At 33.9% G+C, this 19,908-nt stretch carries 9 protein-coding genes; 8 read left to right on the forward strand and 1 reads right to left on the reverse strand.

Features of this window, described 5'->3' with window-relative positions; translation table 11 throughout:
- Positions 1-303: 303 nt before the first annotated feature.
- The 4 genes from thrA to SB028_RS03205 all read left to right on the forward strand — a co-directional run bounded on the left by thrA (position 304) and on the right by SB028_RS03205 (position 13,323).
- Positions 304-2,763, forward strand: a complete 2,460-nt coding sequence (gene thrA, locus SB028_RS03190) for a bifunctional aspartate kinase/homoserine dehydrogenase I (protein ID WP_069368657.1) — start codon at positions 304-306, stop codon at positions 2,761-2,763.
- A complete protein-coding gene (thrB, locus tag SB028_RS03195) occupies positions 2,745-3,695 on the forward strand; it encodes a homoserine kinase (RefSeq protein WP_069368656.1) in 951 nt (316 codons plus the stop codon). The genes thrA and thrB overlap by 19 nt, the downstream gene beginning before the upstream one ends.
- Before the next feature lie 3 nt (positions 3,696-3,698).
- Complete coding sequence (thrC, locus tag SB028_RS03200) at positions 3,699-4,991, forward strand: threonine synthase (protein ID WP_069730290.1); 1,293 nt, start codon at positions 3,699-3,701, stop codon at positions 4,989-4,991.
- A 160-nt stretch (positions 4,992-5,151) separates the two neighbouring features.
- The gene (locus tag SB028_RS03205; RefSeq protein ID WP_318859815.1) at positions 5,152-13,323 is read left to right on the forward strand and encodes an RTX toxin; all 8,172 of its coding nucleotides are present in this window, start codon (positions 5,152-5,154) and stop codon (positions 13,321-13,323) included.
- 62 nt (positions 13,324-13,385) lie between these two features.
- On the opposite strand, the gene yaaA is transcribed toward SB028_RS03205, so the two are convergent.
- Positions 13,386-14,168 carry a peroxide stress protein YaaA gene (yaaA, locus tag SB028_RS03210; protein WP_069368654.1) on the reverse strand — a complete coding sequence of 261 codons (783 nt, stop codon included), beginning with the start codon at positions 14,166-14,168 and terminating at the stop codon, positions 13,386-13,388.
- Positions 14,169-14,472: 304 nt separating this feature from the next.
- Here yaaA and tal point away from each other — a divergent pair, with 304 nt between their 5' ends.
- The 4 genes from tal to dnaK all read left to right on the forward strand — a co-directional run bounded on the left by tal (position 14,473) and on the right by dnaK (position 19,813).
- Positions 14,473-15,426, forward strand: a complete 954-nt coding sequence (tal, locus tag SB028_RS03215; RefSeq protein ID WP_069368653.1) for a transaldolase — start codon at positions 14,473-14,475, stop codon at positions 15,424-15,426.
- A gap of 183 nt (positions 15,427-15,609) precedes the next feature.
- Complete coding sequence (locus SB028_RS03220; RefSeq protein WP_069368652.1) at positions 15,610-16,593, forward strand: tetratricopeptide repeat protein; 984 nt, start codon at positions 15,610-15,612, stop codon at positions 16,591-16,593.
- Positions 16,594-16,816: 223 nt separating this feature from the next.
- Positions 16,817-17,404: a molybdopterin adenylyltransferase gene (gene mog / locus SB028_RS03225; RefSeq protein ID WP_069368651.1), complete on the forward strand. Its 588-nt coding sequence runs from the start codon at positions 16,817-16,819 to the stop codon at positions 17,402-17,404.
- Positions 17,405-17,887: 483 nt separating this feature from the next.
- Complete coding sequence (gene dnaK / locus SB028_RS03230) at positions 17,888-19,813, forward strand: molecular chaperone DnaK (protein WP_069368650.1); 1,926 nt, start codon at positions 17,888-17,890, stop codon at positions 19,811-19,813.
- Positions 19,814-19,908 lie beyond the last annotated feature (95 nt).

Here is a 19,908-nt window from a genome sequence, read left to right on the forward strand (position 1 = left end):
ATGTATACTACAATAGGCGTAAGGTTCGAATATATTTTACTTAATTTGAGTTTGTTTTTTGGTGAAAAAAAAGAAAAAATTTGACATCTCTCTCGCTTTGCTTTAACCAGTATATAGTCAAACTAAATTTGAGACAGACAGGATAGTTATGCGTATTTACAGCCCAGCTAAAATGACAATTATTACCACCACCACCGGAATTTTATATTGCGGGGCGGGCTGTCGCATATAAAAAACGAAAATCGAAAAAGCCCGCATTGAGAAATGCGGGTTTTTTTTTGGGTGAAAAATCAGGAGAGCTGTATGCGAGTGTTAAAATTTGGAGGAACTTCAGTTGCCAACGCAGAGCGTGTGCTGAATGTTGCTGATATCGCTGAGAAAAAAAGAGAGCAGGGACAAGTCGCTCTTGTATTATCAGCACCAGCCAAGATAACCAACTACTTGGTTGCAATGATTGAAAAAACGGCAGAAGGCGAAGATCCTCTCACTCAAGTACGAGAAGCCGAGCAAATTTTTGCCAACTTATTACAAGGTTTAAGAGAAAAACAACCTGGTTTTGATTATGAGGGTTTAAAAGATAAAGTTGAGCGTGAATTTGCAGAGATCAAACATATTCTTCACGGGATCGCTTTATTAGGCCAATGCCCTGATAGCATCAATGCAGCGATGATTTGCCGTGGTGAAAAACTTTCTATCGCCATTATGGGATCTGTTCTACAGGCTCGTGGCTATAATGTTACAGTGATCGATCCTGTCAAAAATTTACTCGCCCAAGGTCATTATTTAGAATCGACAGTTGATATTCCTGAGTCTACTCGCCGCATCTTAGAACTCAATATCGCAAAAGACGATATAATTTTAATGGCAGGTTTTACTGCGGGTAATGAAAAGAATGAACTCGTAGTATTAGGTCGCAATGGTTCAGACTACTCTGCTGCTGTATTAGCGGCTTGCTTACGTGCGGAGTGTTGTGAAATTTGGACAGATGTTGACGGTGTTTATACTTGTGACCCTCGTTTAGTTCCTGATGCGCGTCTGTTAAAAGGCATGTCTTATCAAGAAGCGATGGAACTCTCTTACTTCGGCGCTAAAGTACTCCATCCTCGTACTATTGCACCAATCGCTCAATTCCAAATTCCTTGTTTAATAAAAAATACAGGCAACCCTGATGCGCCAGGTACATTAATTGGTGATGGTCAAAAAGACGATAGTACACCCGTTAAAGGGATCACCAACCTTAATAATATGGCGATGATCAATGTATCAGGTCCAGGTATGAAAGGTATGGTAGGGATGGCTGCTCGTGTGTTTTCTGTTATGTCGAGAGCGGGTATTTCTGTTGTTCTGATCACACAATCTTCTTCTGAATACAGCATCAGCTTTTGCGTACCACAAAAAGAACTGATTAGAGCGCAAAAAGCATTATCAGATGAGTTCTATTTAGAATTAAAAGATGGTGTACTTGATCCATTAGATATCATGGAGAACGTCGCTATCATCTCTGTTGTAGGTGATGGTATGCGCACTTTAAAAGGGATCTCAGCGCGATTTTTCTCTGCATTAACTCGTGGCAATATTAATATCGTTGCGATTGCTCAAGGCTCTTCAGAACGCTCAATTTCAGCTGTTATTGCTAATGATTCGGCAACCAATGCTGTGCGTTTATGCCATCAAATGCTTTTCAACACCAATCAAATCGTTGAAGTCTTTATTGTGGGTGTGGGTGGTGTGGGAAGCGCATTAATTGAACAAATTCATCGTCAACAAGCATGGTTGAAAAATAAGCATATCGATCTTCGTGTGTGTGGGATCGCTAACTCAAGAGCGATGCTGACAGATATGCAAGGTATTGATTTAGATAATTGGCAACATGCTTTAAAAGAAGCCAAAGCGCCTTTTAGCTTTAGCCAGCTTATTCGTTTAGAAAAAGAGTACCACTTCTTAAATCCCGTGATCGTTGATTGCACATCAAACGAAGAAATTGCGCAACAATACGCAAATTTCTTACAAAATGGCTTTAACGTGGTTACACCAAACAAAAAAGCGAATACGCTGTCGATGGATTATTACTATCAAATTCGACACGCTGCGGAAGCTTCACGCCGTAAGTTCTTATATGACACTAACGTAGGTGCGGGTTTGCCTGTGATTGAAAACTTACAAAACTTGCTAAACGCAGGCGATGAGTTAGTTCAATTTAATGGTATTCTTTCAGGGTCATTATCTTACATTTTTGGTCAATTAGATGAAGGTAAAAGCTTATCTGAAGCGACGCTTTTAGCAAAAGATAAAGGCTTTACCGAGCCAGATCCTCGTGATGATCTTTCCGGTATGGATGTTGCGCGTAAATTGCTTATTTTAGCGCGTGAAGCGGGTTATAAATTAGAGCTAACTGATATCGATGTAGAGCCTGTACTGCCTGTTTCATTTGATAGCTCAGGTGATGTAGAAAGCTTCTTAAACCGTTTACCTCAAGTTGATGTTGAATTTGATGCTAAAGTCGAAGAAGCACAAAAAGCAGGTAAGGTATTACGTTATGTCGGCATCATTAATGAAGGCAAATGCCAAGTTAAAATAATGGCAGTTGATGCAAATGATCCTCTGTTTAAAGTGAAAAATGGTGAAAATGCTTTAGCCTTTTACACTCGCTACTATCAACCTATTCCATTGGTATTACGTGGATATGGTGCTGGTAATGATGTTACTGCTGCTGGGGTGTTTGCAGATGTATTACGTACCTTATCATGGAAATTGGGAGTTTAAGCGTGGTTAAAGTTTATGCACCGGCATCAATAGGCAACGTGAGTGTCGGATTTGATGTCCTCGGCGCGGCAGTTTCACCTATTGATGGGCAATTACTGGGTGATTGTGTCACCGTTGAAGCGGCTTCGGCATTTACACTCGAAAGTAGAGGGCACTTTGTTAGCAAATTGCCTTCAGATCCTAAGCAAAATATTGTGTATCAATGCTGGCAGTTATTTTGTGAAAAGTTAGGCAAAAAACTTTCTGTTGCAATGACACTTGAGAAAAATATGCCAATTGGTTCTGGCTTAGGCTCAAGTGCTTGTTCTGTTGTTGCCGCATTGGTTGCGCTTAATGAATTTGCCCAAAAGCCTTTTGATGAAAGACAATTATTACTGATGATGGGGGAGCTTGAAGGCCGTATTTCAGGTAGTGTGCATTATGATAATGTTGCACCTTGTTATTTAGGGGGGCTGCAACTGATTTTGGAACAAAATGGCACTATTTGTCAGTCTGTACCCACCTTTGATGATTGGTATTGGGTCATGGCATATCCAGGAATTAAAGTTTCTACGGCTGAAGCTAGAGCGATTTTACCAAAACAATACTCTAAAGCAGACATCATTAACCACGGTCGTTATTTATCTGGTTTTATTCATGCCTGTCATACTCGGCAATCAGGGTTAGCTGCTAATCTGATGCAAGATGTGATTGCAGAGCCTTATCGTACTCAACTTCTTCCTGGATTTGAAAAAGCCAGAGAGGCTTCGCAGAAGAAAGGCGCATTAGCTTGTGGCATTTCAGGCTCAGGCCCTACCATTTTTACAATTAGTGATTCATTAGAATTTGCACAAGAGATGGCCGAATGGCTGAAACAAAACTACGTACAAAACAGTGAAGGTTTTGTACATATCTGCCGTATAGATACGCGTGGCGCAAGACAGATAGGATAAGTCATGAAATTATATAATTTGAAAGATAATCAAGAGCAAGTCAGTTTTGCTCAAGCGGTCAAACAAGGTTTGGGTAAACAACAAGGGCTCTTTTTTCCACAAGACTTACCTACGTTTTCTAAAGCTGAAATTGATGAATTATTAGCGCTTGATTTTGCAACACGTAGTAGCCGTATTTTAACCGCTTTTATTGGTGATGAAATTCCTGCGGATGTCTTAGCAAAACGTATTAGCACCGCATTTGCATTTCCTGCGCCAGTAACTCAAGTTGAAGATGATGTGAGTTGTTTAGAGCTTTTCCACGGTCCGACACTGGCATTTAAAGACTTTGGTGGTCGCTTTATGGCGCAAATGTTGTCAGAAGTGGCTGGCAACCAACCTGTCACTATTTTAACAGCAACATCAGGTGATACTGGTGCAGCAGTGGCTCATGCTTTCTACAAATTAGACAATGTACAAGTTGTGATTCTTTATCCTGAAGGCAAAATCAGTCCGTTACAGGAAAAACTGTTCTGTACATTAGGTGAAAATATTCACACAGTGGCAATTAAAGATGATTTTGATGCTTGCCAATCATTAGTAAAACAAGCTTTTGATGATGAGTTCTTAAAGAAAACCATGTATTTGAACTCAGCTAACTCTATTAATATCAGCCGGTTACTTGCTCAAATTTGTTATTACTTTGAAGCGGTTGCACAAATCCCAGCAGAAAAACATGAGCAGCTAGTGATTTCAGTACCAAGTGGTAATTTTGGGGATCTAACCGCGGGCTTATTGGCTAAATCGATGGGATTACCGGTTAAGCGTTTTATTGCCGCAACCAACGCAAACGACACTGTTCCTCGTTATTTAGATAATGGTAAATGGGAACCTCATCGTACTGTTGCGACACTTTCTAATGCGATGGATGTTAGCCAACCAAATAACTGGCCACGTATTGAAGAGTTATATCGTCGTAAAGGCTGGGATCTTTCGGATCTTGCCCATGGGTCAGTGAGTGACGAAACCACAGAAGAAACGGTGCGTGAACTCGCGAAGAAAGGCTATATTTCAGAGCCTCATGCTGCCATTGCCTATCGTTTATTGCGTGATGGACTTCAAGAGGGTGAATATGGTTTATTCTTAGGAACGGCTCATCCTGCGAAGTTTAAAGAAAGTGTTGAACGTATTTTAGGTGGCGAATTACCATTACCTAAAGAGCTTGCTGAGCGTGCAGACAAAGAATTACTTTCACATTTTTTACCTGCTGATTTTGCTCAACTACGTGCATTTTTGCTTGAAAGAGCACCTAAATAACAATTGTTTTAAATAATTAGATATATATTTAATTAAATAGCCCAATGTTTTATTGGGCTATTTTTTTTAAAATAGGAAAACCAGTATTTAAAAAAGATAAAAAACAATTTATATATTTTATTTCTAGTAACTAAATCAAATAAATATAAGGAAATTATATATGAATGGACTCAAAGAAATAATGTTCAAGGATACGATTAATAGTATTGTGTTAAAAATAGAAAATCATATAAAAGAAAATAAATCAGAACTGTTTTTTAAAGTAAAATCTGTAAAAAGAATATTAACTGAGAATTATATTTCTATTCTTATTTCTAAAAATGAATATGCTGCAAACGAATTCTTGAAAAAAATAGACAATAATTTCTTGCTCTATCATAAAAATGAATTTACAAAAAGCATTGATTTTCTTAGAAAAGAAATCAACTCAAGTATAGAGACACTGTTTTTTAATAGCGCTAAATTAGCAAGCCGTGAACCGAGTAAAATACAAAAAGAACGATTAAAACTATTAATTAAAAATAATTTATCCGGTGATTACTATCTAAAGTTTGCTGATAATAATGCCTTTATACAAATAGATAGTGAAAATAACAAATTTATATTCATTGATTTTAATGGATATGCCGTTTTTTTTTATAATAAGAGTGATCTAATCAATAAAATTTATGATGTTATAAATGATAAAAGTAATGAAAATTTATTATATTATCATTTTTATAATAGAAAAGAGTATGGTCGCTACTTTAATAATACAGAAAATTGGAAGGTAAATAATAGAGATATTCTTAGGGAAATAGTTAATGATATTAAGAACAAGAAACAAATAAATATTAATGAAGATATTTCTATTGAATTAAATGAAAGTTATTCATATAAGAATATTTTTATTATCAGAAATAAAATAGAAAATACAGAAAAAGTTTTACATATTTATGTCGATGATATAGAGGAAGCATTTACAGTTGCAAAAGCTAAATATGATCAGATAACAGAGAGTGGAGAACATTTACTTTATAAACTTGGTACGGGTTGGTTTATTACTAAAATAAAACATAAAGTTATAAAAGATTTTTCACAATATACCGTTCTATTAAAGCCTTTAGAAAGCGTTATGAGCCGAGTTAATCTTATTGCTTCAACAGAAACTAATTATGATTTTACTCGTATACATCCACTTGCTGGATTATGTTATGGTTTGAGCCTAAATTATTTATTAGAGGTTAGAAATAGTGGTTTAGAAGGAGGAAATAAATATTTATTTTGGTTAAAAGAAAATAGTTCATCTTATAAAAATAAAAAAGAATTAGTAATAGATGAGTTAGAAACCATTTTACTTAAAAATATACACGAATATCAAATATTAAATTTTATTAAAGAAGTAAAGAATATTATTTTTGCGCAACATTTCCAAATGGAACGGTTACGTGAAAAGGTTCAATATTTTGTTTTTGATAAAGTAAAAGCGACTGAATATAGTGAAATATTAAATAAAAAAGGTTTGATGAAATCAAATATTATTTATCTAGATTTTAATAAAGAAGAAATTAGTTATCATATAGATCGTATAGTGCAAGGATATGATGATTATTATGCGATTGTTGCATTTAAAGATCATGCTATTGCTATTGCATATAAAAAATATTCTGAAAATAATTATAAGTTTACATTATTTGATTCAAATAGTGAATTACTCGAAGTTTCTGAACTCTCATTTATAAAAGAAGTATTGGAAAATAAAATGAAGCTGTATGGTGCTCATAAAATAGAAGGTAATGAATATATTATTTTTGATGAATATAAAAAATCTAACTCAACAAATTATAAAAGTATTTTGAATAGTAATGATACTTATGTTGATAAAGAGATTGCTGAGCATATAAAAAAATTTGGATTTTTTCTACCTTTTAAAGAAAATATTACAGGACGAATTGTTCATTACAGTGAACAACGAGATCTTATACTCGAACTTAAAAAGGAGAATGTATTAATAGAAATTGTTGTAAAAAATACATACTTTGATGAAGGTATTTATCTCGTTAAGCACTATATTAATGATATTCTTGAAAATAATCAGGCAAGTAAGATTATTTTAAATAAGAATGATGATAGTGGTATTGATATTGTGGTGGCTGAACTCAACAAGTTTCAAGCGATCCAGAAAAAAAATGGGTACATTGAATTTAATGATATTTACTATCGAGATTTAATTGAAATAAACAGCTATTTAGTTAAAGGAAGTAAATCAAAAGAATTAAAAGAAATTGTTTATTTAATCGATTCGTTAACAGGAAATATCTATTTTGATAAATTAATAGCCAGTTTTTCTCTACTCAGTAAAATAAATTTATTTAATAATAATAATAAAAATATATCACTTGTTGAAATTTTAAATAAAGTAAAAAGTAAGTTAGAAAATAAATTATTTTATGATAAGTTAAATTATGGTAAAGAGAAACTCATACAATTGGCTGAAAAAAACAGTTTAGTGGCTGCAAAATTTTATCAGTTAATGGTAAACGAGATAAATGATGGTACTCATGGTGTAAGTAATTTTATTTATAATCAAATTATTGAAAGTCCCTATTTGTCAGTAGATAAAAAGAGAAGTGTTGGTGTCGCTGGTTATGATTACACAATAGAGATTCACAATAGCTATCAATATGTTAATGAGATAGTTGAGGGGATTAATATACCAGAATTAAAGAATACAATTTTAATAAAAGACAAAAATCAATTACATTTAAAAGAAAATTATAAGAAGCTATCCGAGTATAGAAGTGATAATTACGTTAGCAAGCTGTTGAATTTAATTGAGACAGAAATAGATATAAATAAAGGTAATAAATCTGGATATTATAGTGAACTCTATGTTGAGCTTTTTAGAAATAATCAATTTACCAATAGAATGATAATGCATGAAATTAGTCAATTAGAAAGTTACTATAATACAAATTATCGTGAAATAAATTATACATATCATCCGGATAATTTTTATCTAAATCAAAATGAACCTAGTGCTATATTTGAAAGTTCATTTAATCAATATAAAAATGAGATTGATTGTAGTTATTTACTCTTTGAGAGTAGTAAAGAAAATTTAAATTTTTTGTTTTCTGAGAACGTTTTTTTTACTGGCGATTCTATTGATAATATTATTATCGATAGTATAGATGCTAGTTATCAAGATGACATTATTATATATTTTTATAATGGGGTAAAAAGCGAAGCTTTAACTATTTATTTAGATAATAATCCAGAAATAAGTAATTTTCTTGATTATTGTTTAAAAAATAAAATCAGAATAACTTCGGTAGGGCATGAAGATAATACATCTTTTGAACATTCTTTTATTAAACAAAAGAATGATGTTGATTTATTGCAAAATATTATTATTGAAAATCAATTTTTTAATGAAAGAACTATTATTTTTGCAAAAAAAGAAAAATTATTAAGTTATCAATTGGGAGATTTTTTTATTGAAGGTATTGCTCAGCGATTAAATATGCCGATCTATCAGATTATTGATAATAAAGTCTCTCTTTTAAAAGAGTATGTTATTGTTAAACCTATTATTGAGAGGGAGTATATCGATAAACCGTTACTTGCGAGTACGATGGCAATTGATAAAGTAGACTACAATGATGATTTCGTTCTTTCACATAAAGAAAAAATAATTTTAGAAAATAATCGAATTGCAAAAGAAATCTATCAAATAGTTTCTTACCGATATCCTGATTATCGAGATAATGAAGCGTTTAAATTAGGTTATAACGAGAATATTAAAAAAGTTATTTCTGATTTTTCAGAGCAAATAACATTATCTGATATTTTAGATTATATAAAATTAAATCGCCATGATCTTAATATCCATCAAATTGGTTCTATTATTAACAAAGTAGATGCTATTAACATTGAATATTATAAAAAAGAATTAAATCGTATCAGTAATGAAGTTATCAATAATGATATTTCAATAAAAAAAGCATGTTTTAAATACCTCGATGAGTTATCAGTTTTTTTTAATACGATAGATAAAAAGCAATTAGAAAATAAACTGACGCAAGTAATATATGATCCCTTGATGAGCAATAAATTCAATCAATTTTTAGTAGGTGAAATATCATTTGAAGAATGGCAGTCATTAGATTTATTAACAAAAGGATATAGTACATTAATTGAAAAGACAAATAAAGCCATTAGTCTTATTCATGCAATTTATGACAATCCGTCATTGATAAAAAACCTGAGCTTATTTTCAGAGAATTTACTGAATTCATTTTTTGATAAAAATAAAAAAGGTATCTTATATCGCGTGTTGTTAGACAATATTTCAAGTTTCAAAAACTATAATAAAATAATAAACTCATTTAAAAATATTATTGCGATGATCTATCATAAGAAGATATCTGACTCTTTATCCCCCTCTATGGCTTTAGAGAAAGTCATCGATTTAAATTTGTTAGATATTTTTAAAATAAATAAAAAACCATTATTTAATAAAGAAAATGTAACAATAAATAATCTTTCTATTGATAAACAATTATTAGTTAATGTGGGCGCGAAAATTAATGGAAAAAGTATCGACTCCGTTGATCTTAATATAATAAATAGATGGGAGTCGAGACTTACCTTTGATCCTTATCACCTTAATGATTACTTTTTCTCTCTTTCTGGTGATGAAAAAGATAAAACCCTTATTTCTTTATTTCGTTACTTATTAAATAATAAAAAAGATAAAATTAAATGTTTACTTTCTAGTGACACAAATAGAATTGATTATTTAGCTGCCTCAGAAAGATTGGTTAAATTGAATGAATTAGGTCATAAAGAGTATCAAGCTCAGGATTGGGATAATTTAAGAAAGGTATCATTAAGTATTCCTAGACATATGAAAATAATTAGTAAAATTGGTTATGCTAATATTAGCTATGGTATGTGGCAGTCAATTAACTCCACATTTATGCTTGCTGAACAATTAAATAATCCGTTATTAACCCCTAAAGAACGAAAAGATATCATTAACAATCTAACCATAATGTGGTCTGAAATGACCTACAATGGTCTCTCTGAAGTCATTGAAATTACGTTAGCGAAAGGATTACTAAAATATCGTCATAATCCATTGGAATATGTTAATAAAATAAGTACGAGAGTAGGGATCGGGCTTAATGTTCTTTCTATCGGATTTGATATTTATAATGCTTACGATAATTTTAGTCGGATCTCAGGTGAAAGTAATGAAAAACGATGTATTGATTATATTGTGAATGGCTCTCTTGCCGTAGTTTCAGGGCTTGTCACTCTAGGCATTTCGATAGCGATGATTGCAGGCTCAACGATTGCAGGTCCTATTGGCATTGTTGCTGGTGCAGTTATTGCGCTTGCTACGTCGATATATAATGCGGCAAGACTGATTGAAGAAGCAAAAGTAAAGGTACAATTTACTTCATTAGAGGAGTTAGGTAATGGTTTTTATGCTTTTTTAATGGGGGAGCTCTTACCCAATAAAAAAAATGAAATAGTCTATTTAGAAACAGAAATACAATTAGAAGAGATGATGGATAAAAATGCAGTTGATTATCTTGAGAAAATAAAAAATAACAATCATCAAAGCCGTTATTTTTATACAAATGAAAAACAAGTCTATCAAGAATATTATTATTATAAGGTTGTACCTAATCTAATGGGAAAACCATTAGATTCAATTTTGAATCCTTTAGGTGAGTATGTTTCTCAGAGAGTGTCATTAAATATGAGTCAAGAGGAAGCAGAAAAAATTGCTGCACTTTCTTATCATTTACGTGCGGAAAAAACAGAATATAAATACTTTTTTCCTAAAGAAGCCATCGCTACAAATGAAACACTTATTTTTGATTTTGATTTTTTTGTCAATGAATTAAAACGTTATACTCTAGATATTATTTCTGATGATAATTCACCTTTTTTTGATGATATTGTTGATGGTGATTTTATTAGAAAAATAAAAACAACGAAAGAAAATAGTATGTTACTATTTGATGAAAATAAATTAATAGAGGATTTAATAAAATCAAATCAGAGTAAAAAGTATTATTCATCGGGTTGGGGTGAAAATGAATGCTTTTATTTCAATACTCACAATGGTAATGATATTATTTCTGCACCTTCAAATACTAAAAATACCTTTGATATCTATAATGGAACGAAGAGACTAAGCGGAGGGAGTAAAGAAGATATATTTAATTTATTTACCTCGGCGTCTCCGATTTATGCAAGTCGTTTTTATGGTAGAGGAGGAAGTGATACACTTCGTATTATAAAAACAACCAATAAATATCAAGGGTATGAAGTTAATTTATTCGATAATTACGTTAAATTCAAACACGCAGAAGAACAAACAAATAGTCAAAATTTTCATTCGAAATTATTTCTCTATCAAGAAAATGGTCATCTTTATTCAAAGCAATTTGTTGATTCCATGCCTAATATTGTACTGCAAGATCAGCAAGTGATAGCTTATTTAGACAGTATTGAAAATGTTATTGCGAGTGAGATTGGTGATGATATTATTTATGGTAATCAAGAAGATAATTATTTAGATGGTGCTGGGGGAGCTGATTTATTATATGGATTAGGCGGAAATGATACTCTAGTTTTACAAGAGGGTTATGCAGAAGGTGGAGAAGGAAATGATAATTATATTATTTTAAGATCTTCTTTAGAAAAAAATCATCATGTCCATTATGAAACAATTATAAATGAAGTGAACGATACAGAAATAAGTATGATACGGCTAAATTATCATTTTGATGAAATTAAATCTATTCGTCGAGATGGAAAAAATATTATTTTCGATATTTACGTAAATGATGGAAACGAAAATAATAAATTAATTTATCACTCTGTCACATTAAAAAATGTTTATCATGCCAATGAGACATTAGCACATAGATATACTTTAACCACACTAGATGGTTTTCTCTTCACTTTAAATGAAAATAAAACTATTGAAGATAATGCATTATACAAATTGAGTTATTTAGATAAATACAATCAAAATAAAGAGATTGTTCAAGCACTTTTTATCAACGATAATAATCATTCATTATCTATTTCATATTCTGATTATAATAAAGTTATAACGTTATTACCTCAGTTAAAATACAGTGGTTTTTCTTTTGGTGAAAAACTACGATTTGGTATTCATGGTAATGAAAGCGACAATCATTACTTTGGTATTACGGCTCATTCATTTATTAAATTAAGCGCTGGTCATGATAGTTATCAAATTAAAACTTATTTAGCAAATAATAAATACGATGAAATTAAAATTTCGCTTTCTAATAATATAAATGGAATATTATCAAACAGTATAAGTGATTTCTTTCTATCTGATATTAGTGGTTTTGATTTAATATTTAGTAATAATGTTTTATCACATCGTTATCATCCTGATAGTCACTTAAAGCTGGCTTTTGAGCCATCCCATATTGACGCTATTTGGGGAGCAGGGATGAAGCTTCGTTTTATTGATAAAGATAATATGGTTTTCACTCTTCCTACCAAAGAGAGCCAGCAACGTTTGCTCGTTCCTATTACAGATTTAAATTTAGCGATAACAGCAGAAGACGATGTACTTATGATCCCTGAGTCTTTGATTTTAAATAAAGAGACGTTATCTGAATATTCTCTTTCTCACGCTTACTCGCCGTTTTATTTGCTTGCCTCGCAAGAAAAACTGAATCAAGCGGTTGAGTTATTATCAATTATTGAACCAATGGAAGGGAATGATATTGTTGTTAATCGTAATAAAAATAGCTCGGTGATTGATGGTGGAAAAGGGGATGATCATATTGTCGTTAATCACGGACATCATATTTTAATTGCAGGAGCGGGAAATGATAGCCTCAATGCAGGAAGTGGAAATGACTTATTAATATCTGAATTTGGCGATGACTATTTAAATGGTGGTACGGGCAATAATGTTTATATTGTGAAAAAGCGTTATGGTGAAGTGACTATTTATGATGAAGGAAATAGTAGTCACCTTTTTATTTCAGGATTATCAAAACACGATAAGATTATTGCTTCTCAAGTCGGCGAGGATATGCAGTATAAAACGCAGGATAATCAATTTGTTTTAACTGTAAAGACACAACATAATGAAGCAGATAAAACCGTTTCTATTATTGAGAAACAAAGTGAGCTTTCAGCGCAATCGCTAGCTGCGATTATTCAAGAAATGGCACAGTTTAATGAGCAACAATTAATGATAATGCAAGGTAGTGAGCTTGCTCCATCACTAGTATGGTCGCCATTATCAGTGGTAGTAAAGCATTGGGAATTTTAAGATTAAAAAATAGCCCTTTGCTAAGGGCTATTTTATCATTGAGCGTTCAATTTAAACGATATTTATTTGGCCATAGATTCAGCACGTTTGAATACTAAGGTATTACCTTCTGACTCTGCCGAATTAAATTGATAACCTTCAAGATCAAACTCTTTCAGTTGTGCTTTATTGGTCAGTTTTTCTTGAATAACAAAGCGGCTCATTAATCCACGGGCTTTTTTAGCGTAGAAACTGATCACTTTATATTTTCCATTTTTTTCATCAAGAAAAATAGGCTTAACAATTTCAGCATTGAGTTTTTTCGGATTAACTGATTTAAAATATTCATCAGATGCTAAATTAATTAAAATATTATCGCCTTGTTCCTCAAGTGCTTTGTTTAACGCTTCTGTAATGGTATTTCCCCAAAATTGGTATAAATCGCTTCCTTTGTTAGTTTTTAGCTTTATTCCCATTTCAAGACGATACGGTTGCATTAAATCAAGTGGGCGAAGTACACCATATAAGCCAGAAAGCATACGTAAATGTTGTTGTGCAAATTGAAAATCATCTTCAGAAAAACCTTCAGCTTGCATTCCAGTATAAACATCACCTTTAAATGCCAAAATAGCTTGGCGTGCATTTTCTGGTGTGAAATTAGGTTGCCATTCACCAAAACGAGCGGCATTTAATCCCGCGAGCTTATCACTTATTTTCATTAAGCTTGCAATATCGCTCGATGATAATTTCCGACATTCTTCGATAAGTTGTTGGGAATATTTGAGCAATTCAGGTTGAGTGAAGTGCGTTGTTGCTAAAGGCGATTCGAAATCCAGTGTTTTAGCTGGTGAAATGGTGATTAGCATAATTCCCTCGATACGTTATTTTAATATTGACCAAATATAACAAATTCTTTTGATTAAAGACTAAATTATAGTAATAGGAAAAAACAATTGTTTCTCTTATTTGTTGTAAAATTAGACGATTTAAACGATTCAGCTTGCGACTTTCTTCTGTTTTTTTCCGCTTTTGTTTTGCGAAAACGTTTGGCATTTAAATAATTGCTTTGTATGAATCTAAGCGTCTTGTAGTGTGAGCAGTCCATGTTATTATCAATAGATATCCGCAGGTGACTGCAAACAGATTTACCTAGTAGATGAGATAAACAAAATGACCAACAAATTGACTTCTTTGCGTAAGCTGACAACGGTTGTTGCTGACACTGGTGACATCGCAGCAATGAAACTGTATCAGCCACAAGACGCAACTACCAACCCATCTTTAATTTTAAATGCAGCTCAAATTCCTGAATATCGTAAATTAATTGATGAAGCGATTGAATGGGCTCGTTCACAAAGCGATTCACGTGAACAACAAATCGTTGATGCTTGCGACAAATTGGCAGTAAATATCGGTTTAGAAATTTTAAAGCTGATCCCTGGCCGTATTTCAACGGAAGTTGACGCACGTCTTTCTTACGATACACAAGCATGTATCGAAAAAGCACGTCATTTAATCAAACTTTATAATGATGCGGGTATCAGTAACGACCGTATTCTTATCAAATTAGCATCTACTTGGCAGGGTATCCGTGCCGCAGAGCAATTAGAAAAAGAAGGTATCAACTGTAACCTGACTTTACTGTTCTCTTTTGCTCAAGCGCGTGCATGTGCTGAAGCAGGTGTTTACCTGATTTCTCCATTTGTTGGTCGTATCATGGATTGGTATAAAGCGAATACAGATAAAAAAGAGTTTGCTCCAGCTGAAGATCCAGGTGTGATTTCTGTTACTGAAATCTATAACTATTACAAACAACACGGCTATAACACTGTTGTTATGGGTGCAAGTTTCCGTAATATCGGTGAGATTTTAGAATTAGCGGGTTGTGACCGTTTAACAATTGCTCCAGCACTGTTAAAAGAATTATCAGAAGCTGAAGGTGAAGTTGAACATAAATTATCCTACAAAGGCGAAGTGAAAGCACGTCCAGACGCTATCACTGAAGCTCAATTCTATTGGGAGCATAATGCTGACCCAATGGCTGTAGATAAATTATCTGACGGTATTCGTAAATTTGCTGTTGATCAGGAAAAATTAGAGAAAATGATTGCGGATTTATTATAATTCGTCGTTAAATTCTTATAAAAATCTTAAATACCCATCTTATATAGATGGGTATTTTCATTTTTTGCTACTCAAAATAACATTTAAGTTAATTTTAAGATTAAATTGATTGGAATATATTATTTATCCAGTAATAATTATAAAAATATATTATTAAAAAACTCTATTTATTATTGGTGAATTATGAAAAAGATTGTCTTGGCAACGGTACTTGCATCGTTATTTTTTAGTGGCGCTGCAATGGCAGAAAGTAAAACGGCGTTCTCTTTACCTGCAATTGAAAAAAGTGCTGAAAGTGGAAATGCAGCATCTCAGTATCAATTGGGCGTAAAATATGAGAATGGCGAAGGTGTTGAGCAGGATGGACAAAAAGCGCTGGAGTGGTATACCAAAGCTGCCGAACAAGGTCACGCTGAAGCACAGTTAAATTTAGCACTGATGTATGACATGAGTAATGATATTGACCGTGATGCAGAAAAAGCAGTTTATTGGTATAACAAAGCCGCTGTCCAAGGTGTTTCTTTAGCTCAATATAATCTCGCTGTTTCTTATGATGATGGTGATGGTGTAGAGCAAGACCATGAGAAAGCCGTGTATTGGTATACTAAAGCCGGTGAGCAAGGCGATAGCGATGCACAATATAACCTTGGTATCTCTTATGATGAAGGTATCGGTGTAGCACAAGATCATGAAAAAGCGGTAGTTTGGTATACAAAAGCAGCAGAACAAGGTCACTCTGATGCACAATATAACCTTGCTGTTTCTTATGACGACGGTGAAGGGGTAGAGCGTAACGGCACTAAAGCCGTTTTCTGGTATACCAAAGCAGCAAACCAAGGAAATCGTGATGCGCAAAATAACTTAGGCGTAATGTACGATGAAGGCGACGGTGTTGCTAAAGATGCACGTAAAGCGGTTGAATGGTATAGAAAATCAGCGATGCAAGGTAATGGTTTGGCGCAAAATAACCTCGCTTTAAACTATTATTATGGCAAAGGCGTTAAACGCGATCTGAAAGAAGCTTATGCATGGTTCTCTGTGGCTGTTGAAAATGGTGATGGTGACGAAGCGATGTTAAAACGTACTGCTCGCGCATTAAATGCAGCACAATTAGCGGAAGCGAAAAAATTAGCGGCTTCTTATATTACTAAGTATATTGATGAATAATATTAATTAATCTTATTTAAGATGAAAGAAAGGGGGCGTATGCTCCCTTTTTCGTTATGAGTTAACACGATATAAAAATAGATTGTGATCATTTCTTATTATCTATTCTCAACAATCAAATAGTAATTATCAGTAATATATTGAGATTCTTTTTAATTCTCTTGTGTTCTCATGGTAATATCTGCGCGCAAGTTAGACGGTGATTGATTAATAGAGGTTCGATATGAATGACTTACGTATTGGTTTAGTTTCTGTTTCTGATCGTGCATCAAGTGGGGTGTATGAAGATAAAGGTTTACCCGCTTTAGAAGCTTGGCTAAAAACGGCATTAATAACGCCTTTTCATATCGAATCACGCTTAATTCCTGACGAACAACTTATGATTGAGCAAACACTGTGTGAGCTAGTTGATGAAGTCGGCTGTCATTTAGTGTTAACAACAGGGGGAACAGGCCCCGCTCGTCGAGACGTTACTCCTGATGCTACGTTGGCTATTGCAGATAGAGAAATGCCCGGTTTTGGCGAGCAGATGCGTCAAATTAGTCTGAAGTTTGTCCCCACCGCTATTTTATCTCGCCAAGTTGGTGTTATTCGTAACCAAGCGCTAATTCTAAATCTACCTGGGCAGCCGAAAGCTATCGCAGAAACATTGGAAGGATTAAAGGATAACGACGGTAATGTGATTGTTAGTGGTATTTTTGCTAGTGTACCGTACTGTATTCAACTGCTTGATGGCCCTTATATCGAAACTAATGAAGCGATTGTTGCTGCGTTTAGACCTAAATCAGCACGACGTTCCACTTCAGCATAAATGATGTAAGAGGTTATTTTTGTCGTCGCCTTTCTGTCGAGGAAATGTGGTGATTCAGTTTGAATATGCAAAAATAACCTTATATTTATCTGATGCTGTTATTATAAAAGTTAAAAAACATTGTTTTTCAAATGGTTATGCATTTATTCTAAGTCTAGTCTTAAAAAAGCATTTTAGATAAATCATAATGTGATTTGTAATTTCTCTAACATTATGAAAAATAATAAGTTTTAATTCCTATTTTATTCTTGAGCACAAATTTTTCGCATTTTTTGCATTTTTTTTCATTATTCCCCTTGATGAATGTATTTATGACCCCATCTACTTTTTCAACTGCAATTACCACTATTGAGTTGCGTTGATTTTGTATCCGCTTTGAGATGATGTTGTTTAGTCTATTAATTTGTGACTTGAAAAATGAATATTCATCCTCATATAGATTGGTAATCAAATTGATAAAGAATTCTCTTTGGAGGCGTTTAAATGGGTAAAATTATTGGTATTGACCTGGGTACAACTAACTCTTGTGTTGCTGTAATGGATGGCAAAACTGCCCGGGTTATTGAAAACGCAGAAGGCGATCGTACTACTCCTTCAATCGTTGCTTATGCACAAGATGGTGAAATTTTAGTTGGTCAACCTGCAAAACGTCAGGCTGTGACTAATCCACAAAATACTTTATTTGCCATCAAACGTTTAATTGGTCGTCGTTTTGAAGATGCAGAAGTTCAGCGTGACGTTGCTATCATGCCTTACAAAATTGTAAAAGCGGATAACGGTGATGCTTGGATTGAAGCGCGTAACGAAAAAATGGCTCCACCACAAGTATCTGCTGAAGTTTTGAAAAAAATGAAGAAAACAGCGGAAGACTATTTAGGTGAAGCTGTTACTGAAGCGGTTATTACTGTTCCAGCTTACTTTAACGATGCTCAACGTCAAGCGACTAAAGATGCGGGTCGTATCGCTGGTCTTGATGTTAAACGTATTATTAACGAACCAACAGCGGCTGCTCTGGCTTACGGCTTAGATCGTGAAGTGGGTAACCGTACTATCGCAGTTTACGACTTAGGTGGTGGTACATTCGATATCTCTATCATCGAAATTGATGAAGTTGATGGCGAAAAAACCTATGAAGTTCTGTCTACCAATGGTGATACTCACTTAGGTGGTGAAGACTTCGATAGCCGTTTAATTAACTATTTAGTTGATGAATTTAAGAAAGAACAAGGCATTGATCTGCGTAACGATCCATTAGCAATGCAACGTCTGAAAGAAGCAGCAGAGAAAGCGAAAATCGAATTATCTTCTGCACAACAAACAGATGTTAACTTGCCATACGTTACAGCTGATGCGACTGGCCCTAAACACTTAAATATCAAAGTAACTCGTGCAAAACTGGAATCTTTAGTTGAAGATTTAGTTAAACGTTCTATGGAACCAGTACGTGTTGCATTAGAAGATGCTGGTCTGAAAGTTAGCGAAGTTAACGACGTTATTCTGGTTGGTGGTCAAACTCGTATGCCAATGGTTCAAAAAACCGTTGCAGATTTCTTTGGTAAAGAGCCACGTAAAGACGTTAACCCAGATGAAGCTGTTGCAATGGGTGCGGCTGTTCAAGGTGGTGTATTAGCGGGTGATGTTAAAGACGTTCTGTTACTTGACGTAACACCACTGTCTTTAGGTATCGAAACAATGGGGGGTGTAATGACTTCCCTGATCGGAAAAAATACCACAATTCCAACTAAACATAGCCAAGTGTTCTCTACCGCAGAAGATAACCAATCTGCTGTAACTATTCACGTATTACAAGGTGAACGTAAACGTGCAAGTGATAACAAATCACTGGGTCAGTTTAACTTAGATGGTATTCAAGCAGCACCACGTGGTATGCCACAAATCGAAGTGACTTTTGATATCGATGCTGATGGTATCTTGCATGTATCAGCGAAAGATAAAAACAGCGGTCGTGAGCAAAACATCACTATCAAAGCTTCTTCTGGCTTAAATGAAGAAGAAATCCAAAAAATGGTTCGTGATGCTGAAGCAAACGCAGAAGCTGACCGTAAGTTTGAAGAATTAGTACAAACGCGTAACCAAGCTGACCAATTAGTTCACGGTACACGTAAACAAATTGAAGAAGCGGGTGATAAATTACCAGCGAACGATAAAGAATCTATCGAAAAAGCGGTAAGCGAGTTGGAAATTGCGTCTAAAGGTGAAGATAAAGACGCTATTGAAGCAAAAATTAAAGCGTTAGTTGAAGCTTCTGAAAAACTGCTAGAAATCGCACAACAACAAGCTCAAGCAGGTGCAGCAGATAATGCCGCGGGTGCTGATGCAAGTGCGAAGAAAGATGACGACGTTGTCGATGCAGAATTTGAAGAAGTTGACGGCAAAGACAAGAAATAATGCCCTTAACGGGCCACGGTAACTTACCTGTGAATAGTTACTGATACCGAACACGGGCGTCGAGGAAACTCAACGCCCGTGTGCTTATGTCAAGG

It is taken from the genome of Proteus vulgaris (assembly GCF_033708015.1).
GTDB lineage: Bacteria > Pseudomonadota > Gammaproteobacteria > Enterobacterales > Enterobacteriaceae > Proteus.